This window comes from Dermatophilaceae bacterium Sec6.4, assembly GCA_039636865.1.
In the GTDB taxonomy this organism is placed as follows: domain Bacteria; phylum Actinomycetota; class Actinomycetes; order Actinomycetales; family Dermatophilaceae; genus Allobranchiibius.
The window spans coordinates 3,287,975-3,309,984 of record CP144172.1 but is presented as its reverse complement, the minus strand read 5'-3'; the positions used below and the strand labels follow the sequence as shown (position 1 = coordinate 3,309,984).

18 protein-coding genes are annotated in these 22,010 nt (G+C 67.6%); 7 read left to right on the top strand and 11 right to left on the bottom strand.

The annotated features are described in order from the left end of the window. Position 1: 1 nt before the first annotated feature. The 7 genes from V3G39_15770 to V3G39_15740 form a co-directional block, all read right to left on the bottom strand. Positions 2-1,135 (bottom strand): P-loop NTPase, encoded by a 1,134-nt coding sequence (locus tag V3G39_15770; protein XAS76084.1) that lies wholly within the window; start codon positions 1,133-1,135, stop codon positions 2-4. Positions 1,136-1,162: 27 nt separating this feature from the next. After that, the gene (locus V3G39_15765; protein XAS78262.1) at positions 1,163-1,693 is read right to left on the bottom strand and encodes a DUF1003 domain-containing protein; all 531 of its coding nucleotides are present in this window, start codon (positions 1,691-1,693) and stop codon (positions 1,163-1,165) included. Between the two features lie 47 nt (positions 1,694-1,740). Then, a complete protein-coding gene (locus tag V3G39_15760; GenBank protein XAS76083.1) occupies positions 1,741-3,066 on the bottom strand; it encodes a CBS domain-containing protein in 1,326 nt (441 codons plus the stop codon). Between the two features lie 10 nt (positions 3,067-3,076). Continuing rightward, complete coding sequence (locus tag V3G39_15755; GenBank protein XAS76082.1) at positions 3,077-3,550, bottom strand: hypothetical protein; 474 nt, start codon at positions 3,548-3,550, stop codon at positions 3,077-3,079. Next, positions 3,547-5,121: an aminopeptidase P family protein gene (locus V3G39_15750; GenBank protein ID XAS76081.1), complete on the bottom strand. Its 1,575-nt coding sequence runs from the start codon at positions 5,119-5,121 to the stop codon at positions 3,547-3,549. The genes V3G39_15755 and V3G39_15750 overlap by 4 nt, the downstream gene beginning before the upstream one ends. An 86-nt stretch (positions 5,122-5,207) precedes the next feature. Further along, a complete protein-coding gene (locus V3G39_15745; protein ID XAS76080.1) occupies positions 5,208-5,840 on the bottom strand; it encodes a hypothetical protein in 633 nt (210 codons plus the stop codon). Continuing rightward, entirely contained in the window at positions 5,837-6,433 is a 597-nt protein-coding gene (locus V3G39_15740; protein XAS76079.1) for a hypothetical protein, read from the bottom strand. The genes V3G39_15745 and V3G39_15740 overlap by 4 nt, the downstream gene beginning before the upstream one ends. A gap of 72 nt (positions 6,434-6,505) precedes the next feature. On the opposite strand from V3G39_15740, the gene V3G39_15735 reads away from it, so the two are divergent. The 3 genes from V3G39_15735 to V3G39_15725 are packed head-to-tail and all read left to right on the top strand — an operon-like array spanning position 6,506 to position 9,311. Continuing rightward, on the top strand, positions 6,506-7,354 hold the full coding sequence (locus tag V3G39_15735) for a PHP domain-containing protein (protein ID XAS76078.1): 849 nt from the start codon (positions 6,506-6,508) through the stop codon (positions 7,352-7,354). Then, the gene (locus tag V3G39_15730; GenBank protein XAS76077.1) at positions 7,351-8,211 is read left to right on the top strand and encodes a PD-(D/E)XK nuclease family protein; all 861 of its coding nucleotides are present in this window, start codon (positions 7,351-7,353) and stop codon (positions 8,209-8,211) included. Before V3G39_15735 ends, V3G39_15730 begins: the two co-directional genes overlap by 4 nt. Positions 8,212-8,264: 53 nt before the next feature. Beyond that, positions 8,265-9,311: an NAD(P)-dependent alcohol dehydrogenase gene (locus tag V3G39_15725; GenBank protein ID XAS76076.1), complete on the top strand. Its 1,047-nt coding sequence runs from the start codon at positions 8,265-8,267 to the stop codon at positions 9,309-9,311. A gap of 80 nt (positions 9,312-9,391) precedes the next feature. On the opposite strand, the gene V3G39_15720 is transcribed toward V3G39_15725, so the two are convergent. Continuing rightward, positions 9,392-10,987, bottom strand: coding sequence for a DEAD/DEAH box helicase (locus V3G39_15720; protein ID XAS76075.1), 1,596 nt, complete (start codon positions 10,985-10,987; stop codon positions 9,392-9,394). A 223-nt stretch (positions 10,988-11,210) separates the two neighbouring features. Between V3G39_15720 and V3G39_15715 the strand changes: the two genes are divergently transcribed. Continuing rightward, the gene (locus tag V3G39_15715) at positions 11,211-11,915 is read left to right on the top strand and encodes a ferritin-like fold-containing protein (protein XAS76074.1); all 705 of its coding nucleotides are present in this window, start codon (positions 11,211-11,213) and stop codon (positions 11,913-11,915) included. Between the two features lie 92 nt (positions 11,916-12,007). Here V3G39_15715 and V3G39_15710 read toward each other — a convergent pair whose 3' ends face one another. Beyond that, positions 12,008-12,229: a DUF3107 domain-containing protein gene (locus V3G39_15710; GenBank protein XAS76073.1), complete on the bottom strand. Its 222-nt coding sequence runs from the start codon at positions 12,227-12,229 to the stop codon at positions 12,008-12,010. A gap of 129 nt (positions 12,230-12,358) precedes the next feature. Then, positions 12,359-12,988, bottom strand: coding sequence for a TetR/AcrR family transcriptional regulator (locus tag V3G39_15705; protein XAS76072.1), 630 nt, complete (start codon positions 12,986-12,988; stop codon positions 12,359-12,361). A gap of 106 nt (positions 12,989-13,094) precedes the next feature. On the opposite strand from V3G39_15705, the gene moeB reads away from it, so the two are divergent. The 3 genes from moeB to V3G39_15690 all read left to right on the top strand — a co-directional run bounded on the left by moeB (position 13,095) and on the right by V3G39_15690 (position 20,883). Continuing rightward, positions 13,095-14,234: a molybdopterin-synthase adenylyltransferase MoeB gene (gene moeB / locus V3G39_15700; protein XAS76071.1), complete on the top strand. Its 1,140-nt coding sequence runs from the start codon at positions 13,095-13,097 to the stop codon at positions 14,232-14,234. 65 nt (positions 14,235-14,299) lie between these two features. Then, positions 14,300-17,449 (top strand): ATP-dependent DNA helicase, encoded by a 3,150-nt coding sequence (locus V3G39_15695; GenBank protein XAS78261.1) that lies wholly within the window; start codon positions 14,300-14,302, stop codon positions 17,447-17,449. Next, positions 17,446-20,883: an ATP-dependent DNA helicase gene (locus tag V3G39_15690; GenBank protein ID XAS76070.1), complete on the top strand. Its 3,438-nt coding sequence runs from the start codon at positions 17,446-17,448 to the stop codon at positions 20,881-20,883. The genes V3G39_15695 and V3G39_15690 overlap by 4 nt, the downstream gene beginning before the upstream one ends. Here V3G39_15690 and V3G39_15685 read toward each other — a convergent pair. Beyond that, positions 20,859-22,010, bottom strand: a complete 1,152-nt coding sequence (locus tag V3G39_15685) for a phosphotransferase (GenBank protein ID XAS76069.1) — start codon at positions 22,008-22,010, stop codon at positions 20,859-20,861. The genes V3G39_15690 and V3G39_15685 overlap by 25 nt on opposite strands.

Below are 22,010 nucleotides of genomic sequence, written 5' to 3'. Positions count from 1 at the left end.
GTCAGCGACCCGCGGGCGTCAGGCCGAGGGAACGCCCGGCGAGGCCGCGCGAGCGGCTACCGAGGCCTGCGGCGATGCCGCGCAGCGCAACAGCAGCGGCGCTGTCAGGGTTGCGTAGTACGACCGGCATTCCCTCGTCGGCACCTTCGCGCAGGTTGGTGTCCAGCGGAATCTGACCCAGCAGTTCCACGGGGGCACCGATCGCCCGGCTGAGCGATGCCGCGACTGCCGCGCCGCCACCGGAGCCGAAGATCTCCTGGCGGGAGCCGTCCGGGAGTTCCAGCCATGACATGTTCTCGATCACGCCGGCAATGCGCTGATGGGTCTGCAGGGCAATCGCCCCCGCGCGCTCGGCAACCTCGGCTGCTGCCTGCTGCGGGGTGGTGACGACCAGGATCTCCGCGTTGGGGATCAGCTGCGCCGTGGAGATTGCAATGTCACCGGTACCCGGCGGCAGGTCCAGTAACAGGATGTCCAGGTCACCCCAGAAAACATCACCGAGGAACTGCTGCAGGGCGCGGTGCAGCATCGGGCCACGCCACACGACGGGCTGGTTGCCGGGCACGAACATCCCGATCGAGATGACCTTCACGCCGTGACTGTCCGGCGGCAGGATCATGTCGTCGACCTGGGTGGGCTTGCGATCCACCCCGAGCATCCGGGGGACCGAGAAACCGTAGATGTCGGCGTCCACGACCCCGACCCGAAGGCCCTGTTTGGCCAGCGAGGCCGCCAGGTTGGTGGTGATCGAGGACTTGCCGACGCCACCCTTACCGGAAGCTACCGCGTACACGCGGGTGAGCGAACCGGGCCGGGCAAAGGGGATCTCTTTGTCCTTGATCCCGCCGCGCAGGTGGTCCTTGAGGGCGGTGCGCTGCTCGTCGTTCATCACTCCGAGGCGGACGTCGACGCCCGTCACTCCGGCCACTCCCAGGACCGCCTGGGTGGTGTCGCTGGTAAGAGTGGCCTTCAGCGGGCATCCGGAGATCGTCAGCAGGATGGTGACCGTGACGTGCCCGGCCTGCGTGACGTCGACACTCTCGACCATCCCGAGCTCGGTGATCGGCCGTTTGATCTCAGGGTCGATGACCTTTGTCAGGGCATCGCGAACAGCGTCGATCGTGGGGGCAGGCATACCGACAAGTGTAGAACTGCCTCCCTCTCACCCGTCGAAGGGTGGGGAGTCGCCATCCTCCGGTGTGGGCGCATGCAGGTAGCCGCGTTCCTCCATCTCATCCAGCAGCGAGCGCAGCTCGGACCGGACGAAGTCGCGGGTGGCCTGCTCCCGAAGGGCCACCCGCAGCGAAGCGACCTCGCGGGTGAGGAACTCGGTATCGGCCAGACTTCGCGCGTTCTGGGTGCGGTCCTGCTCCAGGCCGACCCGGTCGCGGTCGTCCTGGCGGTTCTGGGCCAGCAGGATCAGCGGCGCGGCATAGGACGCCTGGGTGGAGAAGATCAGATTCAGCAGGATGAACGGTTCTGGATCCCACCGCAGTCCGAAGATACCGACCAGGTTCAAGGTGATCCAGACGGCGATGAAGACAGTCATGCCGACAAGGAACTGGGCAGTGCCCATGAACCGCGCGAAACCTTCAGCGAAGGTGCCGAAGCGGTCGCCGTCCAGGTTGAGGCGGGGTAGCAGCCCGCGCCGGATCTCCTGCGGCTGATCCAGCCTGTCGCGGCGCTCCTGCATGATGCGGGTACGACCGCCTCGTCGTTTGCCCGCGGTGTCGACCTCGCTCACGAACCGCCTCCGTCGTCCTTGGCGGACGCCCGGGTGTAGCGGCGGCCCTCGTGCCGGGCTTCGCGCCAGTCGTCCGGCAGGATGTGATCGAGTACGTCGTCGACCGTGACCGCGCCGAGGAGCCGGCCGGCGTCGTCCACCACCGGCAGGCTGACCAGGTTGTACGTCGCCAGGGTGCGCGTGACGTGGCCCAGGGGTGCGTCGGCGGCTACCGCTTCGACGCTCTTGTCAATGATCATCCCGACCGCGAACGACGGCGGCTCACGCAGCAGCCGCTGGGTGTGCACGATGCCGATGAACTTGCCGGTCGGGGTCTCCAGCGGCGGACGGCACACGAAGATCGACGATGCCAGAGCCGGCGCGACCTCTTCGCGCCGGACGAGGGCGAGCGCCTCGGCAATGGTGGCTTCGGGCCCGAGCACGACCGGGTCCGTGGTCATCAGGCCGCCGGCGGTGTTCTCGTCGTACTCCATCAACCGGCGCAACGGTTCGGCGTCGTCCGGTTCCATCAGCTGCAGTAGCTGTTCGGCGAGCAGGGGCGGCAGGTCCGAGAGCAGGTCCGCAGCGTCGTCCGGCTCCATCGCCTCCAGCACGTCGGCCGCCCGGTCGATCTCCAGGCCGCCCATGATCTCCACCTGGTCGTCCTCCGGCAGCTCCTGCAGGATGTCGGCGAGCTTGTCGTCGTCCAGGGCTGCGGCGACCTCTCCGCGACGTTTGGGTGTCAGGTCGTGCACGACCTCCGCGAGGTCGGCAACCCGAAGGTCCTCGTAGGTTTCCAGCAGCCGTTCGGCGCTCTGTGCATCCGGCTGGTGCCGTAACCCGCTCACGTCCGCGATCGGTACGAGCACCGTTGCACCGCTGCGCCGACGGGTCAGCCGCGACATGGCTTTGGAGGCCGCCGACGTGGTGGCCGCAGAACGACGGACGAAGACCTTGGTGGCCAACCAGTCACGACGGGCGTTCTGCTCGATCTCCACGTCCTCGACCAGGCCGGTGAAGCTCTCACCGTCTGTCCGGATGTCGACGTCACGATCCAGCAGCTCGGCGAGGATGAGAGTTTCGTTGGTGCGCTGCTCGAACCGGCGCATGTTGACCAGACCGGTCGTGATCACCGCGCCCGCATCGATGGCCGTGACGCGCGTCATCGGGACGAAGACCCGGCGCTTACCGGGTACCTCGATGACCAGTCCGATGGCGCGTAGGGCTCCGGCCGACGTGAATACGCCGATGACGTCGCGCACCCGTCCGACCTGGTCGCCCAACGGGTCCAGAACGGTCAGACCGGATATGCGCGCGACGAACACGCGTGTCAGAGAGGCCACGGTGCACAGATTAACCCGCGTGGCGGCGACGACCTCCGAGATGGCGCGGGATCGGGACCCGGGTGGTCGCCGGTGTCGGGGTCGGCTCCCGTGCGCCGCTCGGCGCATTGCGCTCGAAAGGGAGGAGGTGCTCGAAATCGGGTCGAACCGCCCATACGACGCCGTCGCCGACCCAGCGACCCACCTGGTCGTCACCGGTGGAGTTCAACCGCGCGGGACGCAACGCACCGACGGCCTCATCCCACGCTTCGTCTCCCTGTCGGAGGCGGTCGGCGGTTGCCTCGAACTTGCCCGCGTACTGCAGGGCTGTCCTCACCCGTAGCGTGATCGGCAGGGTCGCCGGAAGGTCGGGTAGTTCCTGCTCGCCCGCGCCGGAGACGATGTAGGCCGTGTCGCCGACCGCTACGTACCAGGCCGGCCAGTCGCGCCCGTCGATCTCCAACCAGCAGATGGTCGACTTGGCGAAGGCGGGAGGTGCCGTCATTCGCGTTCGGACCAGACCCGCGCGATCCAGTCCTCGACCTCGCTGCTGGAACGCGGCATGAACCCCGACAGGTTGTCGTGGCCGGTCTCGGTCACCAGCACGTCGTCCTCGATGCGGACTCCGATACCTCGTAGCTCGGACGGGATCAGCTCGTCGTCTGCCTTGAAATACAGACCCGGCTCCACCGTCAGAATCATCCCCGGCGTCAGCACCCCCTGCATGTAATCCTCGTCGCGCGCTCGCGCGCAGTCATGCACGTCGAGGCCGAGGTGATGGCTGGTGCCATGCACCATCCAGCGCCGGTGGTACTGCCCGGTCTCCTTGCTCAAGGTGGCATCGACGTCGACCCCGTCGGGCAGCAGGCCCCAGTCGAAGAGTGTCTGCGCGATGACCCGGATCGCCGCAGCGTGGACGTCGGCGAAGGTCGCACCGGGCCGGATCGCCGCCAGGCCGGCTTCCTGGGCGGCGTACACCGCGTCGTACACCCGACGTTGCGGGTCGCTGAACCGACCGTTGACCGGGAGGGTGCGGGTGATGTCGGCGGTGTAGAGCGAGTCGACCTCGACACCGGCGTCCAACAGCAGCAGATCACCGTCGTGGATCTCGCCGGTGTTACGGATCCAGTGCAGCGTCGTGGCGTGGTCCCCGGCCGCACAGATCGAGTCATACCCCACGCCGTTGCCCTCGTGGCGGGCGGTCAGCCCGAAGACACCTTCCACCCAGCGCTCGCCGCGCCCACGGCGCACGGCGTCCGGCAGATCTGCAATGACCGATTCGAAACCGCGGGCGGTGGCCGTCACGGCGGCCCGCATCTGCTCGATCTCGAAGGGGTCCTTGGCCAGCCGTTGCGTGGACAGCAGGCGCGCCAACTCGTGATCCTCGCTGTGTTCGCCTCGATCACCGTGGTCGTCATCACCGCTCGCCTGTTGGGTACCTGCGGCCTGGGCCCGGATCTCATCGACGATGGCGGTGATCGAGGCGTCCGCATCGCGTACGACCCGGATCTGCACTGCACCGGCATCCTTGGAGATCGCGTCCTTGAACTCATCGATGTGCCGCGCCTTGATACCGAGTTCGGATTCGACGTCCTGCAGAGTGGGTCGGGCACCTACCCAGAACTCGCCATATCGTGCGTCGCCGAAGAATTCCTCGGTGTCGCGGCCGGCAAGTGGGCGAAAGTAGATGGTCGCTTCGTGCGTCAGTTCGGTTTCTGAGCTGTCTGAGCTGTCTGAGCTGTCTGAGCTGTCTGGGTGGCTGACCGGCTCCAGTACGAGTACGGCGTCGGGCTCGCGGTCGCCGCCGAGGCCGCTCTGATGCGCAAACGCCGAATGCGGGCGGAAGATGTAGTCGCAGTCATTGCTGCGGACCTTCAGACCGCCTGCCGGTAGGACGAGACGCTCACCGACGAAATGCGCGCCGAGAGCAGCTCGGCGCGCCGGCGTGAAGTCAGCTGCCGCTGTGCGCGGTGTCGGCTCGTCGGATCGCGGTGCCCACCCTGATGCCACGAATTCGCGGAACTGCGCACTGGAAGGTCTGCTGCGGTGTTCTGCCATCGGCTGTTCTTCACTCATCCCGACATCGTGTCACCGATCGAGGACGGTGCGTGCAACGTTGCGTGACAGTCGCTCCGCACCCGTCCTGCTGTTGATCCACTGCACTAGGAACTACTCCACGCCCAGCTCGCGAAGATGGCCGTGGCGGTCTTCTGTGCGGCAGGAGCATCCGATGGCGACGAGGTCATCGTCGCGATGTACACCGACGTTCCCTTGAGGATGTAGTACTGATGCACGCTGATTTTCTTGCCCTGGGCGGCGGTCGTCGCCATGACCGATTTCGCCGGGATGCCGCCGACGGTCAGGCCGGGCCCAGCGGTCACGGCCCACCCTGACTGTTGCAGGCTGGCGGTGGCCTGGGACACCGCGTCCGTCAGCGAGGCCCCTGCAGCGCCCTGGCGCAGCACATTGAAGTTGGTCCGGATCCCGTGGGTCGCGCTGGGGGCCCGCTCGAACAGCATCATGCCGGTCACCGAACTCTTCACCGTGCCCCACGAGTCGGGCAGCACTGCGGAGAAGGACCCGTCGCGGCTGCGCACGCTACCGGCCTGCGCCTGCGTGCTGCTCGACGACGGCGTCGGCGCTACCAGGGGGACGCTGGAGGTGGGGTAGGACGACGTCGGCGACGGCCGGGCGCTACCGCCGCACCCCGACAGCAGTCCGGCGCACAACAGCAACCCCACAGGCACCGCGAACGCACGGCAGCCGCGCATGTCGCAGATGTGACGCCGCTTCATCGGGTCGACGCCGGAGCGTGCCTGAAATGGCAGGCGCTGCGACCGCTCCAGGCCAGCACTGTGACCGCACAGGCCACGGGTAGCTGCAACAGGTCGATGAGGATCCCGAGCGTCGACGCCCCACCCTGGGTCAGGGTGCCGTACACCTTCAGGATGCACAGCACCGCCAAGACCGTGCCGATCATCCGAGCGCGTCGCGACCCCAGGGCGATACCCCACCCGACAAGCAGCCAGAGCACTGCGCTCAGACACGCGGCTCCGACCATGAACGTCACCGTGAAGTTCGCCGCATCGGTGATGTCGGTCGGACTCAGGCGCGAGCCCAGCGAGTGCGTGTTCTGCTGCACCAGGGCCGCGCGGATCGCGCCGTGCGCCTGTACCTCGGCGAGCGCTGCGAGCACGCTGAGGCTCGCTCCGAGGTACATGAGTCGCACGCAGAGTCGAATACTGACGGGAAAACCACTGCCTCGAAAACCACTGCGCCGCATAGGGATGGTCTGATCGGGCCGGCCCTGGCCCGAGGCGGCCCGACTGAGCGGTGCCGACCCCTGCGCAGGCACTGCGGTGGAGGCAGCAGGAAGGGACGCAGTCACGGGGACAGTCTCGCAAACCTCGAGGCGCGAACCCGGGATGAGGTGTCGGCGCGCCTCGGTAGGGTCGATCACGTGCGCATCGATCTCCACACCCACTCCAGCGAGAGTGATGGGACGCAGACCCCGCAGCAGGTCATGGCATCGGCCGCTGACGCGGGCCTGGACGTGGTGGCACTGACCGATCACGACACGATCACCGGGTGGGGTTCCGCTGCTAGCGCTGCCGCCCGGCACGGTGTCGCGCTCGTGCGGGGTATCGAGATTTCGTGTTCGGTCAGCGGCATCAGCGTGCACCTGCTTGCTTATCTGCCTGACCCGAGCTACCAGCCTCTGGCGCAGGAGTTGAGCGCGGCGCGGGAGTCCAGAGAGCGCCGCGCTGAGCGCATCGTGCAGCTGTTGGGACCCGAAACGGGGTTGACCTGGGATCAGGTGACAGCCCAGGCAGCACCGGGCGCGACGCTGGGACGTCCCCACATCGCCGACGCACTGGTAGCGGCGGGCATTGTGGCCGATCGCGGGGAGGCCTTCGCGACCCTGCTGCGATCGGGAGGCAAATACCACGTGTCGCACTACGCTCCGCATCCCGTGCGTGCCGTGGAACTGGTGCGCGCAGCGGGCGGGGTGCCTGTCATGGCGCATCCGCTGGCCCACCAGCGCGGCCGGGTGGTCACCGAGGATGTGATCCGGGAGATGGCCGACGCAGGACTGGGTGGTATCGAGGTCTTGCACCGCGACCACGACGCCGCGTCGGTACAGCGAGCAGGGGAACTGGCCCTCGAACTAGGCCTTTTCGCAACAGGATCCAGCGATTATCACGGCGCCGGAAAGCCCAATCGGCTCGGCGAGAATCTCACCACCCCGGAGGTGTTGGACACCATCGTTGCGCAGGCCACGTCCCCGACGAAGATCCTTTTGCCGTGAGCAGCGACAAGAATCCCGCCGGGGTGCAGACGGAGATCGCCGGGTTGCCGCCCCGGTTGTACTCCGCGAGCCCGAGTCGCCTGACGACCTGGCTGGACTGTCCGCGGGCCTACCGGATGCGCTACCTGGACAGGCCCTCTCCGCCGGGGCGTCTGCAACGCGCGCATACGTCGGTCGGTCTGAGCGTGCACAATTCGTTACGCGATTTCTGGGACCTGCCGATGGCGGCGCGGACCCCCGACGGCGTCCGCGAGCTGATCCGTACCAGGTGGCTCCCGGCCGGTTTCAAAGACGCCGACCAGTCCACCCGCTGGCGCTCGCGGGTCACCGGCGAGGTGCTGGAATACCTGCGCGGTATCGACCGCACTACTCAACCCGCCGGCATCGAGCGCACCGTCGGAATGAAAACTGCGGTGCTGGCGATGACGGGTCGGATCGACCGCCTGGATGACCGTAACGGGGATCTGGTCGTCGTGGACTACAAGACCTCCCGTCGCGGGTTGAGCGCCGACGATGCGCGAACGTCTCTCGCGATGGCGTTCTACGCAACGGCGGTGGGTCGCCTCTTCCGGCGTGACTGCACGCGGGTGGAACTGCATCACGTGCCCACTGGGGAGGTGATTGCGCACGAACATACCCAGGCCTCGCTGCAGCGCAAGATCAGCGAGGCGGAGTCCATCGCGCGAGACCTGCAGAAGGCGGACGCCTCCTACCGCGAGCTGGGGGTCGAGTCGGGCGCGTTCACCCCGCGGACATCGGCGCTGTGCCAGTGGTGCGACTACCGCGCGCACTGCCCCGAAGGGCAGGCAGTGGGACCGGAGAAGAATTCCTGGGCAGCGCTGGAGCCCGACGTGTGAGTCATCTCACCGGATTCGCGTCTACCCCAGGTGTTGGGCGTAGCGTCCATGACATGACAACTACACCTGTTCTATCCGTCGCCTCACCGAGCGACTCTTTCAAGGCCGGTTCGATCGAACTACGCGACCTGCGCAGCGACGACGTCCGCATCGACGTCAAGTTCGCCGGTATCTGCCACAGCGACATCCACCAGGTCCGTGAAGAGTGGGGTGACTCGATCTTCCCGATGGTCCCAGGCCACGAGATCGCCGGAGTCGTCGCCGAGATCGGCGACGGCGTCACCCGCGTCAAGGTCGGCGACCACGTCGGCGTCGGCTGCATGGTCGACTCCTGCGGCGAATGCGAGTACTGCGAGGCGGGTTTCGAGCAGCACTGCACCAAGGGTGCAGTGATGACCTACAACGGCGTCGGCTACGACGGTGAGAAGACGAAGGGCGGTTACTCCCAGGGTGTCGTCGTCTCCGAGCGCTTTGTTCTGAACATTCCCGAGGCCCTCGGGCTGGACGTTGCCGCGCCGCTGCTGTGCGCGGGCGTCACCACCTACTCGCCGCTGCGCCGCTGGGGCGTCGGCGAAGGCAGCAAGGTCGCTGTCATCGGGATGGGCGGCCTCGGACACATGGGCGTCAAGATCGCCGCGGCGATGGGCGCCGAGGTCACCGTGCTCTCCCGCACCACGCACAAGGAAGCGGACTCCAAGAAGTACGGTGCGACGAACCACTTCGCCACGACGGATGAAAAGGTCTTCACCGACCACAGGGGCTACTTCGACGTCATTCTCAACACCGTGAGCGCGGATCTGCCGATCGAGGACTACATCGCGCTGCTCAAGCCGCGCGGGGTGCTCGCCTCGGTGGGCCTGCCCCCGAAGAAGTACGAGATCGCGCCGGGTGCCCTGATCGGAACCAGCAAGGTGGTCGCGGGCTCCAACATCGGCGGTATCTCCGAAACCCAGGAGATGCTCGACTTCTGCGCCAAGCACGACCTCGGTGCGACCGTAGAGGTCATCGGCGCCGATGAGGTGACTGCGGCGTACGACAAGGTCGTTGAGGGCAAGGTGCACTACCGCTACGTCATCGACACGAGCACCATCTCTGCCTGAGGAATTCGACCCAGGTAGTAGACGAACGAAGAACGGGCGCGCTCACCAGAGCGCGCCCGTTCTTCGTTCTTCAGCTGAGGTCAGGAAGCCTGCGAGGAATCCGCCGAACCGCCGCGGGTACGACGCCGGTTACGCGCACGCTTGGGCCGGTCCTCCGACGTGGTCGATCCGTTGTCGGATCCCGTTCGGGTGGCGGTGGGTTCTTTGCGAGCGCCACGTTGGCCGTCACGGCCACCGTGGGAGCGTCCGCCGGACCCGGCTCCGCCGCGCGCCGGGCCGGCTCGGTGGGACTTCCCGGTCTCGCCCAGATCCTCGAGGTTTTCGGCGTCCAGGCCTGCGCGGGTGCGCTCGGCGCGCGGTAGCTTGCCGGTCGCGGTGGTGGGGATGTCCAGGTCGGTGTAGAAGCTCTCCGAGGAGGAGTAGGTCTCCACGGGGTTCGGGATGCCGAGGTCGAGTCCCTTGTTGATCAGGCCCCAGCGGGGCAGATCGTCCCAGTCGACGAAGGTGACAGCGACCCCGGTGTTGCCTGCGCGACCGGTACGCCCGGTGCGGTGCAGGTAGGTCTTCTCATCTTCGGGGCACTGATAGTTCACGACGTGCGTGACGTGCTCGACGTCGATGCCACGGGCCGCGACGTCGGTAGCGACGAGGATGTCGATCTTGCCGGCGCGGAAGGCCCGCAGGGCCTGCTCGCGGGCGCCCTGGCCGAGGTCGCCGTGCAGCGATGCGGACGCGAAGCCACGTTCGCGCAGGTCGTCGGCCACCTTGGCCGCGGTGCGCTTGGTGCGGCTGAACACGATCGTCAGGCCGCGACCGCGGGCCTGCAGGATGCGGGCGAGCATCTCGACCTTGTCCATAGCGTGCGCTCGGTAGACGAACTGCTCGATCGCAGCGACGGTGTGCCCGGAGTCGCCTTCTTCGTTGATCGCGCGAATGTGCGTGGGCTGGGTCATGTAGCGACGCGCCAAAGCCACGACTGCGCCGGGCATTGTCGCTGAGAAGAGCATGGTCTGACGGGAGGCCGGAGTCATCGCGAGCAGCTTCTCCACGTCGGGCAGGAAGCCCAGATCGAGCATCTCGTCAGCCTCATCAAGGACGACGGTCTGAACGTAGGAAAGATCCAGGTGGCCCTGTCCGGCCAGGTCGATCAACCGTCCGGGGGTACCCACGACGACCTCGATGCCGTTACGCAACGCGTTGACCTGGGGCTCGAATGCGCGACCGCCGTAGATGGCCATGACCCGGATACCGCGCAGCGCCGCGGCCGTGGTGATGTCGCCCATGACCTGGTTGGCGAGCTCGCGGGTCGGCGCGACGACCAGGGCCTGCGGCTTGCCGGGCGCGGGTCGGTCGGCGTAGGTGGCGTCGGTGGGGGAGGTGATGCGGTGCAGCAGCGGCACCCCGAACCCGAGAGTCTTTCCGGTGCCGGTCTTGGCCTGCCCGATGATGTCGTGCCCGTTCAGGGCGACCGGCAAGGTCATCGACTGGATCGGGAACGGCGACATGATGCCGGCATCGGCCAGTGCCTGGACGATCAGCGGGTGGACACCGAAATCGCCGAAGCTGGGCGCCGGTGCTTCCGGAGCAGTGCTTTGAGATGCGGTGGCTTCGGATGCGGTGGCTTCGGATGCGGTGGCTTCGGACGTGCTGGATTCAGAGGTGGCGGGTGAACTCATGTACGGCAATCCTTCGAACGGCTTCCCGCGTGCTGGACCAGGAAATCAGGTCACATCGCAGGCGAGCTGTGGGGGAGCCGATCGGGGGATGTCGTTGCCGACGTACGACGTCGACTGATTCGTTGCAAAAGGTCGTCATGCCGACCGGGCACCTTATTGACAATTCGCAGTCTAGTGCCACCAGGCGCCCCGACAGCGCATTTGATCCCGCTAGCATCGGCGGATGGATGATGCGCCCGCTGTCGAACCCGTTGCTGCCGACCTGCAGGACCCGGTCATCCGGGCGGGGGTCACTACCCTGCTCGGCGTGCTGGCCTACGGCGAGCTCAAGAGCTTCTTCGCGACGGTCAACGACGCGGGAATGGCCCCGGGAGTGCAACTCAAGGGCGTACTCGCGGCGTTCGCCGTGCGCGAGTTCCACCACTACGAGGCAATCGTCGCGCGGCTGCACGAGTTGGACGTCGATCCGCAGGAAGCGATGGACTCGGTCGCTGCCGCCATCGACGAGTGGCACCGTCGCACCACCCCCCACAACTGGGCGGAAAGCCTGATGAAGGCCTATGCCGGACAGTCGATCGCGCGGGATTTCTACCGCGAATGCGCCCGGTGGGTGGACCCTACGAGTCGCACGCTGATGCTGGAGGTGCTCGCCGACAACGATGCGGCCGTGTTCGTCGAACAGCAGCTGCGGTACGCCATCACCGATGACGAGCGGATGGCCAGCAAGTTGGCGCTGTGGGGCCGACGGTTGATGGGCGAAGTGCTCACCCAGGCACAGATGACGATCGCCGAGACAGAATCGTTGGAGCGATTCCTGATTGCCGACGGGTCAGGTCACGGCATGTCGCTGGCGCAGCTGTCGGCCCTGTTCACCCGTCTCACCGACGCCCACACGGCGCGGATGGAAGCCCTCGGGCTGTCGGCCTGATCCGCCACCCTTTGAACACCCGATGAGAACGGGAGACCTGCGCAGCTGCGCAGGTCTCCCGGTATTTAGCTGGTTGTTGTTCAGCTGGTCGGTCAGCTCCCGAAGCCGACCCGACGAGCCTGTTCTGAAGCAACGTCCACATAGGCGATGACCGACGCCGGAACCGTCACGGTGTGACCGCGCTCGTCGGTGAGGGTCAACGGATCACCGGACTTCAGCGACGCCGCCACCAGATCGCGCACCTCTTCGGCGCTCTGATCCGACTCGAGCACTACCTCGCGCGCCACATGCTGCACGCCGATCTTTACCTCCACCGTGAATCCCTTCGATTGCTGTCCGCCCGAACACCGGCAGGTGCGACGAGCCGTCTCCTACAACGGTAAGCCTCGCGGCCACCCGATCATTCCTGCACCGGTACTCCGAGGCCGTCCTGCCTGGGCGGCCTATTCGCCCGTCTTGGGGAAGCCCGCCATACCCCGCCATCCAAGGGTGACCACGAGTCGTTCGGCCTCCGTGCGCGACATCCGCGACGCGGGTTCCTCATGCAACCAGTAGCGGGCGACGATCTGCGCCATACCTACCAGTGCAACCCCGAGCACCTGTGCCTGCTCCAGGCCGAGGTCGGTGTCCTCACCGATGACCTCTGCCACTGCGGAGGCGCACTCGTTGTCCATCTGGCGCACGCGTTGTTTCACTGCGGGGTCGTCGATCAGGTCCGATTCGAACACCAACCGAAACGCCGCGTCGTCGCGTTCGACGAATTCGAAGAATGCACTCAGGGCTGCCGCGACGCGGGTCGCGTTGTCGTGAGTGGCCGCGAGCGCTTCTCGCACCAGCCGGGGCACCTCCGTGGTGTGCCGGTCGATCAAGGCGAGGTAGAGGTCCAACTTGCCAGGGAAGTGCTGGTAGAGCACTGGTTTGCTGACACTGGCCCGGACGGCGATCTCGTCCATCGACGCCGCGTGGTAGCCGGAATCCGCAAAGACCGCCAACGCCGCCTCAAGTAGCTGGGCCCGCCGCGCGGAGCGGGGTAAGCGCCCTCCTCGAGCGTGTTCTTCGGTCTGTGTTGCCACCCTGGCTCCGTCCTCGGATCGATGTACTGTGCGCGGCGGTTGCCTGTGGCAGTTCCCTACCGATGAGTTTGCAGGTCATTCTATTCCCACGGGTAACCTCGACCCCGTGACGCGCCAACCGCTGATACCGCCAGCGCCCCCACTGACCCCGGGCCAGGTTCAGCGGTACTCCCGGCACCTGTTGCTCGACGAGATCGGCACCACGGGTCAGCGGCGCCTCAAGAACGCCAGGGTTCTGGTGGTGGGCGCCGGCGGTCTGGCAGCTCCCGTCCTGGCCTATCTGGCTGCGGCGGGCGTCGGACATCTCACCATCATCGATGACGACGTGGTCGAGTCCTCCAATCTGCAACGGCAGGTGCTGTTCACCGAGAACGACCTGGGTTCGGCCAAGTCGACCGCTGCCCGGACAGCGGTCGCTGGGATCAACGGTGAGGTGCACGTCCAGACCCTGCAGGCCCGGTTCGAGGTGTCGAATGCCTTGGAGTTGGCGGCCGACCACGACGTAGTGGTAGATACGACCGACAACTTCGCAACGAGATATCTGGTCAACGACACCTGTGTGTTCCTCGGGCTCCCGCTCGTCTGGGCCTCGGTCGAGCGATTCGAAGGGCGGGCGTCGGTGTGGCTTGCGGGTGAGGGTCCCTGCTACCGCTGCATCTTCCCCCAGCCTCCGCCGGACGGTGCCGTGCCGTCCTGCGCGGAGGCCGGCGTCCTCGGTTTGCTCCCGGGCACCATGGGAGCCATTCAGGCGGGTGAGGTGATCAAGTTGCTGCTCGGCCTCGGGGAGCCGCTGATCGGCCGGATGGTCATGCACGACGCGCTGGCCGGAAGCTGGCAGACGTTGCCGATGGCAGCTGATCCGGCGTGTCCGATCTGCGGGATCGACCCGAGCATCACCAGGCTGTCGGCACCGAAGCAGCGGATCCCGGTACCGGAGCTCACCGTGCACGAGCTACGCGACCTGTTGGCCGTCGGCCGGGCCCGGGTCATCGACATCCGCACCGCTGCCGAACGTGACATCGTGGCGTTGCCCTTCGCCGAACATCTCGAGGCTGACGATGTCGGCATCGGCAATCTCGGAGCCTCCGACGGGCGCACTCTGGTGCTGCACTGCAAGTCCGGAGCGCGATCGAGCGCAGCGGTGCGCTCCCTGCTCCAGGACGGTTATGCGGGTCCGGTCGCTTCCCTGGAGGGCGGGATCCTCGCCTGGGCACAGCAGATCGATCCCACGCTTGCGCAGTACTGAGATCCTCGCGCAGCACTGAGCGGGGCGGACTGTCGGACCAGGGTGATGGGATAGCGCACGTGGTGATGATGCGCAGGGCTGCCGAGTCCCGACTGCCTCGTCCGGACCTGGACGAGATGCAGGAGTTGGCGGTGCGCGGCGTTGCATCGATGACTGTGGTCCTGGGAGCTCCGGGCACGGGCAAGTCGACGGTCGCGGTGGAGACCGTGGTCGCGGCGGTCGCCGGAGGGATGCGTCCCGACGAGTGTCTGCTGCTGGCGCCTACGCGCATCCAGGCGGCTGCGCTGCGCGATCATCTGACGGCCAGGCTGCAGGCGACGACGAGCGAACCGGTGGCGCGCACCCATCAGTCGCTCGCGTTCGGGATTCTGCGGGAGGCCGCCGCCCTGGCCGGGGAGCCCGCTCCGAGGCTGCTGTCCGGACCGGAGCAGGACGTCGTCCTGCGGGAACTGCTGGCGGGCCACGCGCAGGATTCAGATCGCCTGGAGGGCACCCCGAAGTGGCCAGATTTCGTCCGTGAGGCCCTGGGTACCCGGGGGTTCCGCTCGGAACTGCGGGACCTGCTGATGCGCGCTGTGGAGTGGGGCCTGGATGGCGACGCGCTGCACGAACTCGGGGTGCGGCATCAGCGACCCGCATGGGTGGCTGCGGCGCGGGTGCTCGACGAGTACGACCAGGTCACCGCGTTGTCACGACCGGGCGCTTATGACCCGTCCTGGATTCTCGGTGCTGCCGCCGGGCTGCTGGAGACCGACCGTGAGGCCGCGGCGCGGATGCAGCGGCGAACCAAGCTCATCGTCGTCGACGACGCTCAGGAACTGACGCATGCGTCGGCGACGCTGCTCGACGTCCTGGCCCACCCCGGCGCGCGGATCGTGTTGTTGGCAGACCCCGACTCCACCGTGCAGGGCTTCCGCGGTGCCGATCCGCGGTACCTGAAATCGTTGAGCCAGCGACGCAGCGCAGCCGATCCGATCATCCTGCCGCAGTCCTATCGGCTCAGCGAGGCGGCAGTCGCGGTCGCTGCGCGGGTGAGCGCCCGGATCGGCACGGTGGGCGCGGGCGGTCAACGCCGGCCACGGCCTACCGGCGTCGACGGACACGTCGACGTGGCTCTGCTGCGTGCGACGTCTCAGGAGGCCGCCTACGTTGCCGGCCAATTTCGCGAATTGCACCTCATGGGTGGGGTGCCCTGGTCACAGATGGCCGTCATCGTGCGCGGCCAGGCCCGCGCCGTAGCCCTGCGTCGGGCCTTGAGTGGTGCCGGCGTGCCGGTCGCAGTGCCGTCCACGGTCCTCGCGGTGCGTGACGAGCCGGCAGTACGACCGTTCCTGATGCTGTTGGAGACGGCGATCGCCCTGCGCGATGGCCGCGAGCAACCGCTCACCGCCGAGACGTCCGTTGATCTGCTGACCTCGCCGTTGGGTGGCGCCGATGCCATCGTGCTGCGTCGGATGCGGCGGGTGCTGCGTGCCTCGGAGCTGCAGGTCGGAGGTAACCGGTCCAGCGACGAGTTGCTTGCTGCGGCGGTGACATCGGCCGGCCCGCTGGACGAGCCGGAGGTCGCCCCCGCGGCTCGGATCGCCCGGGTGCTTCGCGCGGGAGTTGACGCAGGACGGGCCCGGGGGGCTACTGCCGAGACGGTGCTGTGGGCCATGTGGGAAGCAGGCGCCCTGGCGGAGGGTTGGCGCAGAACAGCACTGGAGGGGGGCGCTGCCGGCGCCCGGGCCGACCGCGATCTCGATGCGATGATGGCGCTCTTCGCGGCCGCCGCGGCGTATGACGACCGTCTTCCGGGGTCAGCACCCGAAGGATTTCTGGAGCACATCCGCGGCCAGGATGTGCCGGGTGACCGGTTGGTTCCCGGCGCCCCCGATGACGCCTCGGTCGCATTGCTCACCCCGGCTGCAGCCGCCGGCAGACAGTGGCGGGTGGTTGCTGTGTGTGGCGTACAGGACGGCGTGTGGCCCGATCTGCGGCTGCGTGGCTCACTGCTCGGCTCCGAGCAGCTGGTCGACGTGATGAGAGGTCGCGAGGCGCACCTGGGCTCGGCGGAGGCGCTGCGTGGCGCGCAGGCGGCGGTGCGTTACGACGAGACCCGCCAGTTCCACGTTGCTGTGACGCGCGCGAGCGAGCAGCTGCTCGTGACAGCCGTGCGGAGCGACGACGAACAACCGTCGATCTATCTCGACCTCGTGGATCCGCCCGTGCGGCTGACGCATCAGGATGAAGAGCCCCGGACGCCGGTCGAGGTCCCCGACGCCTTGACCCTGTCCGGTTCGGTCGCTGCGCTGCGACGCGAGATCGTGACTGCGCGCGGGGCTGCGGCCGACCGGGCAGCAGCCGAGTTGGCTTTCCTGGCAGCTCACGACGTGCCCGGCGCCGACCCGGGACAGTGGTGGGCGTTGACTGCGCTGTCCGACGACCGGCCGTTGCGGGCACCTGATGCGAAGGTTTCGGTGTCGCCGTCGCGTGTCGAGGCATTCGGCACCTGCGGTCTGAACTGGCTGCTGAGCAGTATCGGCGCGGATGGCCCCGATATCGGGACCCGTAATCTCGGGACTCTCGTGCATGAGATCGCCGCAGAGTTCGCGGCGGACGACCTGGCCACCATGACCCGGGCCCTGGACGAGCGATGGCCGCGGCTCGGTTTCGGCGACACCTGGATGAGCGAACGGGACCGTGCCCGGGCCCATCGGATGCTGGAGTACCTGCACGGGTACTTCGAGAAAGCTGCAGCAGAAGGGTGGGAGCAGGCAGGGGTGGAGGTCGATGTGCGCCTGCAGGTCGGTCGCGCTGAACTGCATGGCAGCGTCGACCGGACGGAGCGCAAGCACGGCATTGCGGGCATCCGGGTCATCGACTTCAAGACCGGATCCAGCAAGCCCAAGGACGGCGACATGGCCAGCCAAGCCCAGCTCGGCGTCTATCAGGTGGCCGTGGTCGAGGGAGCCTTCCCGAACGAGACGCACTCTGCCGGTGCAGCACTGGTGCATATCGGCAAGGCTGCGGGGACACGCGGCGTGAAGGTGCAGCCGCAGGCCGCCCTCGATGAAGTCACCGACTCCTGGGCGCACCGGCTGCTGGCGCAAACCGCTGACGGAATGGCCGGCTCGACAGTCATAGCCTCAGTATCCGAGCGCTGCGGCACCTGCCCGGTGCGCGCGTGCTGCCCACTGCAGGAAGAGGGTCGGATGCTGGGTGAGCATCAGTGAACGGCGGATCGGGACGGCCCCTGGACGCCCTGCAGCTCGCAGTCCGCCTGGACCTGCCGGCCCCCACAAAGGAACAGGCAGCTGTCATCGAGGCGGCACCCGATCAGCCGTTACTGGTGGTGGCCGGAGCCGGTTCGGGCAAGACCGAGACAATGGCCGCCCGCGTCGTCTGGTTGGTTGCCAACGGTCATGTGCAGCCCTCTGAGGTGCTTGGTCTGACCTTTACCCGTAAGGGTGCGGGCGAGTTTGCCGAGCGCGTCGGGCGACGCCTGCGCCAGCTGACCCACGCCGGACTGTGGACGCCACCGGTGGACCCGGAGGACGGCACACAGAGTCTCGCCGACACCCCCACGGTGCAGACCTACCACGCCTACGCCGGCAGGTTGGTCTCCGAACACGGTCTGCGGATGGGTATCGAACCCGATTCCCGACTGTTGTCCGAGGCGGCAGCCTGGCAGTTCGCGGCCGAGGTCGTCTCGGCCTACGACGGACCGATGGACCGGGTCGACCGCCATGAGTCCACTGTGATCGCCGCGGTCGTCGACATCGCGGGAGAGATGGCCGAGCACCTACGAACGCCGGATGAGGTACGCGACTACCTGCTGGGCGTCGTCGAGCAGGTCGCGTCGTTGCCTGGTGCCGGGCGGGTGAAGGGACTGTCGCAGGAGGACAAAAAGGTGCTCGACGTCCTGCTGGCACGCGCCGATCTGATGCCGATAGTGATCCGCTACCAGGAGTTGAAACGCAGCCGTACGAGCTTGGACTACGCCGATCAGATGGCGCTTGCGGCGCGCCTGGCTCAGCAGTACCCGGACGTCGGGGCCATGGAGCGGGGCCGCTTCCGAGCAGTGCTGCTCGATGAATTCCAGGACACCAGTGAAGCGCAGATGGTCCTGCTGCGCTCACTGCTGATAGCGCCGGGGGAGCCGGTCGCGGTGACGGCCGTCGGTGATCCGCACCAGTCGATCTTCGGTTGGCGCGGAGCCAGCGCGACCAGCCTCTCGGCGTTCGCCGAGCATTTCCATGGCGAGGCAGGATGCCGACAGCTGCCGCTGGCAACAAGCTGGCGCAACGATGTCGCCGTGCTGAAGGTTGCTGACCGCACATCGGCACCCCTGCGCCGCAGCGGAGTTCCCGTGCTCGCGCTGAGGCCCCGGGCGGACGCGGCGGCGGGCGCGGTGCACGCGGCCCGGTTGGAAACCGAAGAGGACGAGGCGGAGCACGTCGCGCGCTGGATTGCCGGGCAGTGGTTCGAAGGTCCGGGTCGACACCGCAAGGTCACCGCCGCAGTGTTGTGCCGTAAGCGGGCCCTCTTCTCCCTGGTCGTTGATCGGCTCCAGGCACATGGGCTGCCCGTCGAGGTCGTCGGGGTGGGTGGCCTGCTCACCACCCCCGAGGTCGCCGACATCGTGAGTTTGTTGTGGGCGGTGCAGGACCCCACTCGCGGGGATCGACTGATGCGACTGCTGACCGGTCCCGCGATGCGGATCGGGCCGGCAGATCTGGCCGGTTTGTACGCGTGGGCTCGCCGGCTCGTCCGCCAGGATCGTCCTGTACGGCACGACCGAGGCGCGGACGGCAGACAGCGAGAAGACCCGCAGATCAAAGATGACGCGCAGGTGAAGGATCTGGAGCAGGACACCCGCGATCAGCCCAGCATCATCGAAGCGCTCGAACGACTTCCTGATGCCGGGTGGCGCGGACCTGCCGATGAGCACATCGGCGAGGTCGCCCTGACCCGGCTGCACCACCTGGCGCGGATGATCCGTCGGGTGCGCTCGATGACCGGACTTCCGCTCGCCGAGCTGGTCGGTGAGGCGGAACGGTCCCTGGGTGTGGACATCGAAGTCCTGGCCCGAGCCGAGCACACGCCCGGCACCGCCAGGGTGCACCTGGACGCGTTCGCCGACGTGGCAGCCCAGTTCGCAGCGCAGGCCGACCGACCCACGCTCGGCGGCTTTCTCGCCTGGCTGGACGCCGCGTTGAAGGAGGAACGCGGGCTGAGTACGCCGTTCCTGGAAACCACGGACGCCGCGGTGCAGGTGCTCACCGTGCATGCTGCGAAAGGTCTGGAATGGGACTACGTCGCGGTTCCAGGGCTCAGCGAGGGCACGTTCCCCTCGCACGGGCACCGGACCACCTGGAAGAAGAAGCACGGCGGGTGGGCCATCGGGAGCGGCGATGATGCGCACCCGCTGGATCACGGCAGCTGGGTGACCACCGACACCGGGTGGACCGGCGGTCTCGACGGCGTGCCGTACGACCTGCGTGGTGACGTCGACGGTCTGCCGTTCTTCGGCTGGCAGGACGCGGGCGACGTCCCTGCGCTGCGGGAGGCGTTGACCGCCTTCCGCACCGAGGGTGGCGCTCATGCGGTGGCCGAGGAACGACGCCTGGCCTACGTCGCATTCACCCGCGCCCGTCACGAGATGCTGCTCACCGGCGCCGTCTGGGGTGCGGGCAAGTTTCCGCGGGTGACCTCGCGCTTCCTGCTTGAGCTGGTGGACGCCGGTCTGGTCCAGCGGTCCACCTGGTGCCCCCTGCCCGATGATCCAGAACCGATCAACCCCCGCGCAGATAGCGACAATGTCGCTATCTGGCCGGGGGACCGACTGAAAAATCGTCGGGAGGACCTCCAGGCCGGCGTGGCGAAGATCTCGGCAGCAATCACGGCCCCGAACCCGGGCGAACTGGCCGACCCGGACACTGACCGTGGCCGGCGGCTGCTGCGGCTACTCGTGGAGCGGCAGGCCTCCCGCACCCGCCGAGAGGCGGCCGTCAACCTCCCAGGGCATATTTCGACGTCCGCACTGGTCGCGTTGGCGCAGGACCCGCAGGGTTTCGCCTCCCAACTACGCCGTCCGATGCCTTCCGCGCCCGCGCTCGCAGCGCGTCGGGGTACGGCGTTCCACGCCTGGGTCGAGCAGCATTTCCAGCGAGCCGCGTTGCTGGACATCACCTCGTTGCCCGGGTCGGGCGACGAAGACGCCGATCTCGACGCCGACCTGCAAGGCATGAAAGACCGGTTCCTCGCCTCACAGTGGGCTGATCGCGCCCCGATCGATGTTGAAATCGCCCTCGAGACATGGATCGCCGGGATCAGCATCCGGGGCCGTGTCGATGCGGTCTTCCGTTCGCTCGACGGCGTGGGCTACGTCATCGTCGATTGGAAGACGGGGGCCATGCCGAGCGGCGAAGCAGCCCGCACCCGCGCCCTGCAGCTCGCGGCCTACCGCATTGCCTACGCGCGACTGCATGGTCTCGACCCTGAACTGGTTTCCGGCGCCTTCTACTACGCGGGCACCGGCGAGACGGTGTGGCCGGACCTACCCGGTTCCGAGCAGCTCGCCGAACTGCTCGCCGCGATAGCACCGACCGATTCAGCACAAATCAACACAGCGCCGACCGATCATGAGGGCGTGCTGGAGCCCTGATCATCTCCAGGTGCGGCATCCTGAGGCGCGGCGTCCGCAGCTGCGGTGTCCTCAGCTGCGGTGTCCTTAGCTGCGGTGTCTTCGGAGCCGGGCACCGGGATCGGAATCTCGATGGTCTCGTCCTCGACGCCTTCGTCCAGAGCCTGCACGTCAGCCGGATCGATGGGCTCCTGCCCGGTGGCAGCGGGCGGACGACGCCGCACGAACGGTGACGGCATCAGCCGGTCGTCGTCCGCACAGGTATCGGCGAAACGGGCCAGGGCAGCCGTCCGGCGCTCGATGAGTCGGTCGTCATCGGCTGCCATCGCGTCCAGCAACGCCGTGACCCGGTGCAGTTCGGCGCTGAGTCGGATCCGGCGCTCCAGATGCGGGTCCGGCTGGTCGTGTCGTGCGCCGGAGTAGGCCTCCAGCACCGTGTCGAAGGCGTCTGGATGCGCGAGGGCGAGCAGAGCCGCGAAGTCCTCGGCCGGGTCTGCGACGCACGCACGCTCCCAGGTGTCGATCGCTCGGACCTCGGTGTCCGCGAGGACATGGAAACCCTCGAGGGTGCCGTGGGTCACGCAGGTCGCGAATTTCCAGAGCGTCACCTCCTCCAGTGCGCGTTCCCATCGGGTCAGCAACGCGGCGGGCACCCTGCCGGTGCTGGCCGCGCGGTCCAGCGCGGCCAGCCGCCGGGCACGGTAGGCGTCCGCGTCGTAGCTCGGTAGACCGGCCTCCTCGATGACCCGGGGATCCACATCGTGCAGGGCGGCGATGGCGGTTCCGACACTGCGCGCGAGTGGCGAGGCAGCGGACAGATCCCGCCAGACGAGCGGCAATCCAGGTAGCGCGCGGTACAGGATCACGGTGGTGCCGTCATCGCCCGTCGCAGTGCCCGCAACGACGGGGACGGCGTAGGGCAGCCGCCCGCCGAGCAGGCGCAACAAGCTCGCGGCTGCTTCCAACGCAGCGCCGGCGGCCGAGTCGAGGGAAGCCCGGACCGTCCAGGAGTCGCCGTGTTCGTCGGTGACCAGGACCAGTTGATAGGCGGCGCCGCGCGGCGTGGGCAGTTCCTGAACGCCCGTCGGATAGACACCGGGTGCCGCGGCATGGGCGAGGGCAGCAAGACTCAGAGCAGGACGCAACAC

Coding starts and splice junctions, on each gene's coding strand:
- V3G39_15770 (XAS76084.1), bottom strand. CDS start 1,135: ATGCCTGCCCCCACGATCGACGCTGTTCGCGATGCCCTGACAAAGGTC.
- V3G39_15765 (XAS78262.1), bottom strand. CDS start 1,693: ATGCAGGAGCGCCGCGACAGGCTGGATCAGCCGCAGGAGATCCGGCGC.
- V3G39_15755 (XAS76082.1), bottom strand. CDS start 3,550: ATGACGGCACCTCCCGCCTTCGCCAAGTCGACCATCTGCTGGTTGGAG.
- V3G39_15750 (XAS76081.1), bottom strand. CDS start 5,121: ATGAGTGAAGAACAGCCGATGGCAGAACACCGCAGCAGACCTTCCAGT.
- V3G39_15745 (XAS76080.1), bottom strand. CDS start 5,840: ATGAAGCGGCGTCACATCTGCGACATGCGCGGCTGCCGTGCGTTCGCG.
- V3G39_15725 (XAS76076.1), top strand. CDS start 8,265: ATGACAACTACACCTGTTCTATCCGTCGCCTCACCGAGCGACTCTTTC.
- V3G39_15720 (XAS76075.1), bottom strand. CDS start 10,987: ATGAGTTCACCCGCCACCTCTGAATCCAGCACGTCCGAAGCCACCGCA.
- V3G39_15715 (XAS76074.1), top strand. CDS start 11,211: ATGGATGATGCGCCCGCTGTCGAACCCGTTGCTGCCGACCTGCAGGAC.
- V3G39_15695 (XAS78261.1), top strand. CDS start 14,300: ATGATGCGCAGGGCTGCCGAGTCCCGACTGCCTCGTCCGGACCTGGAC.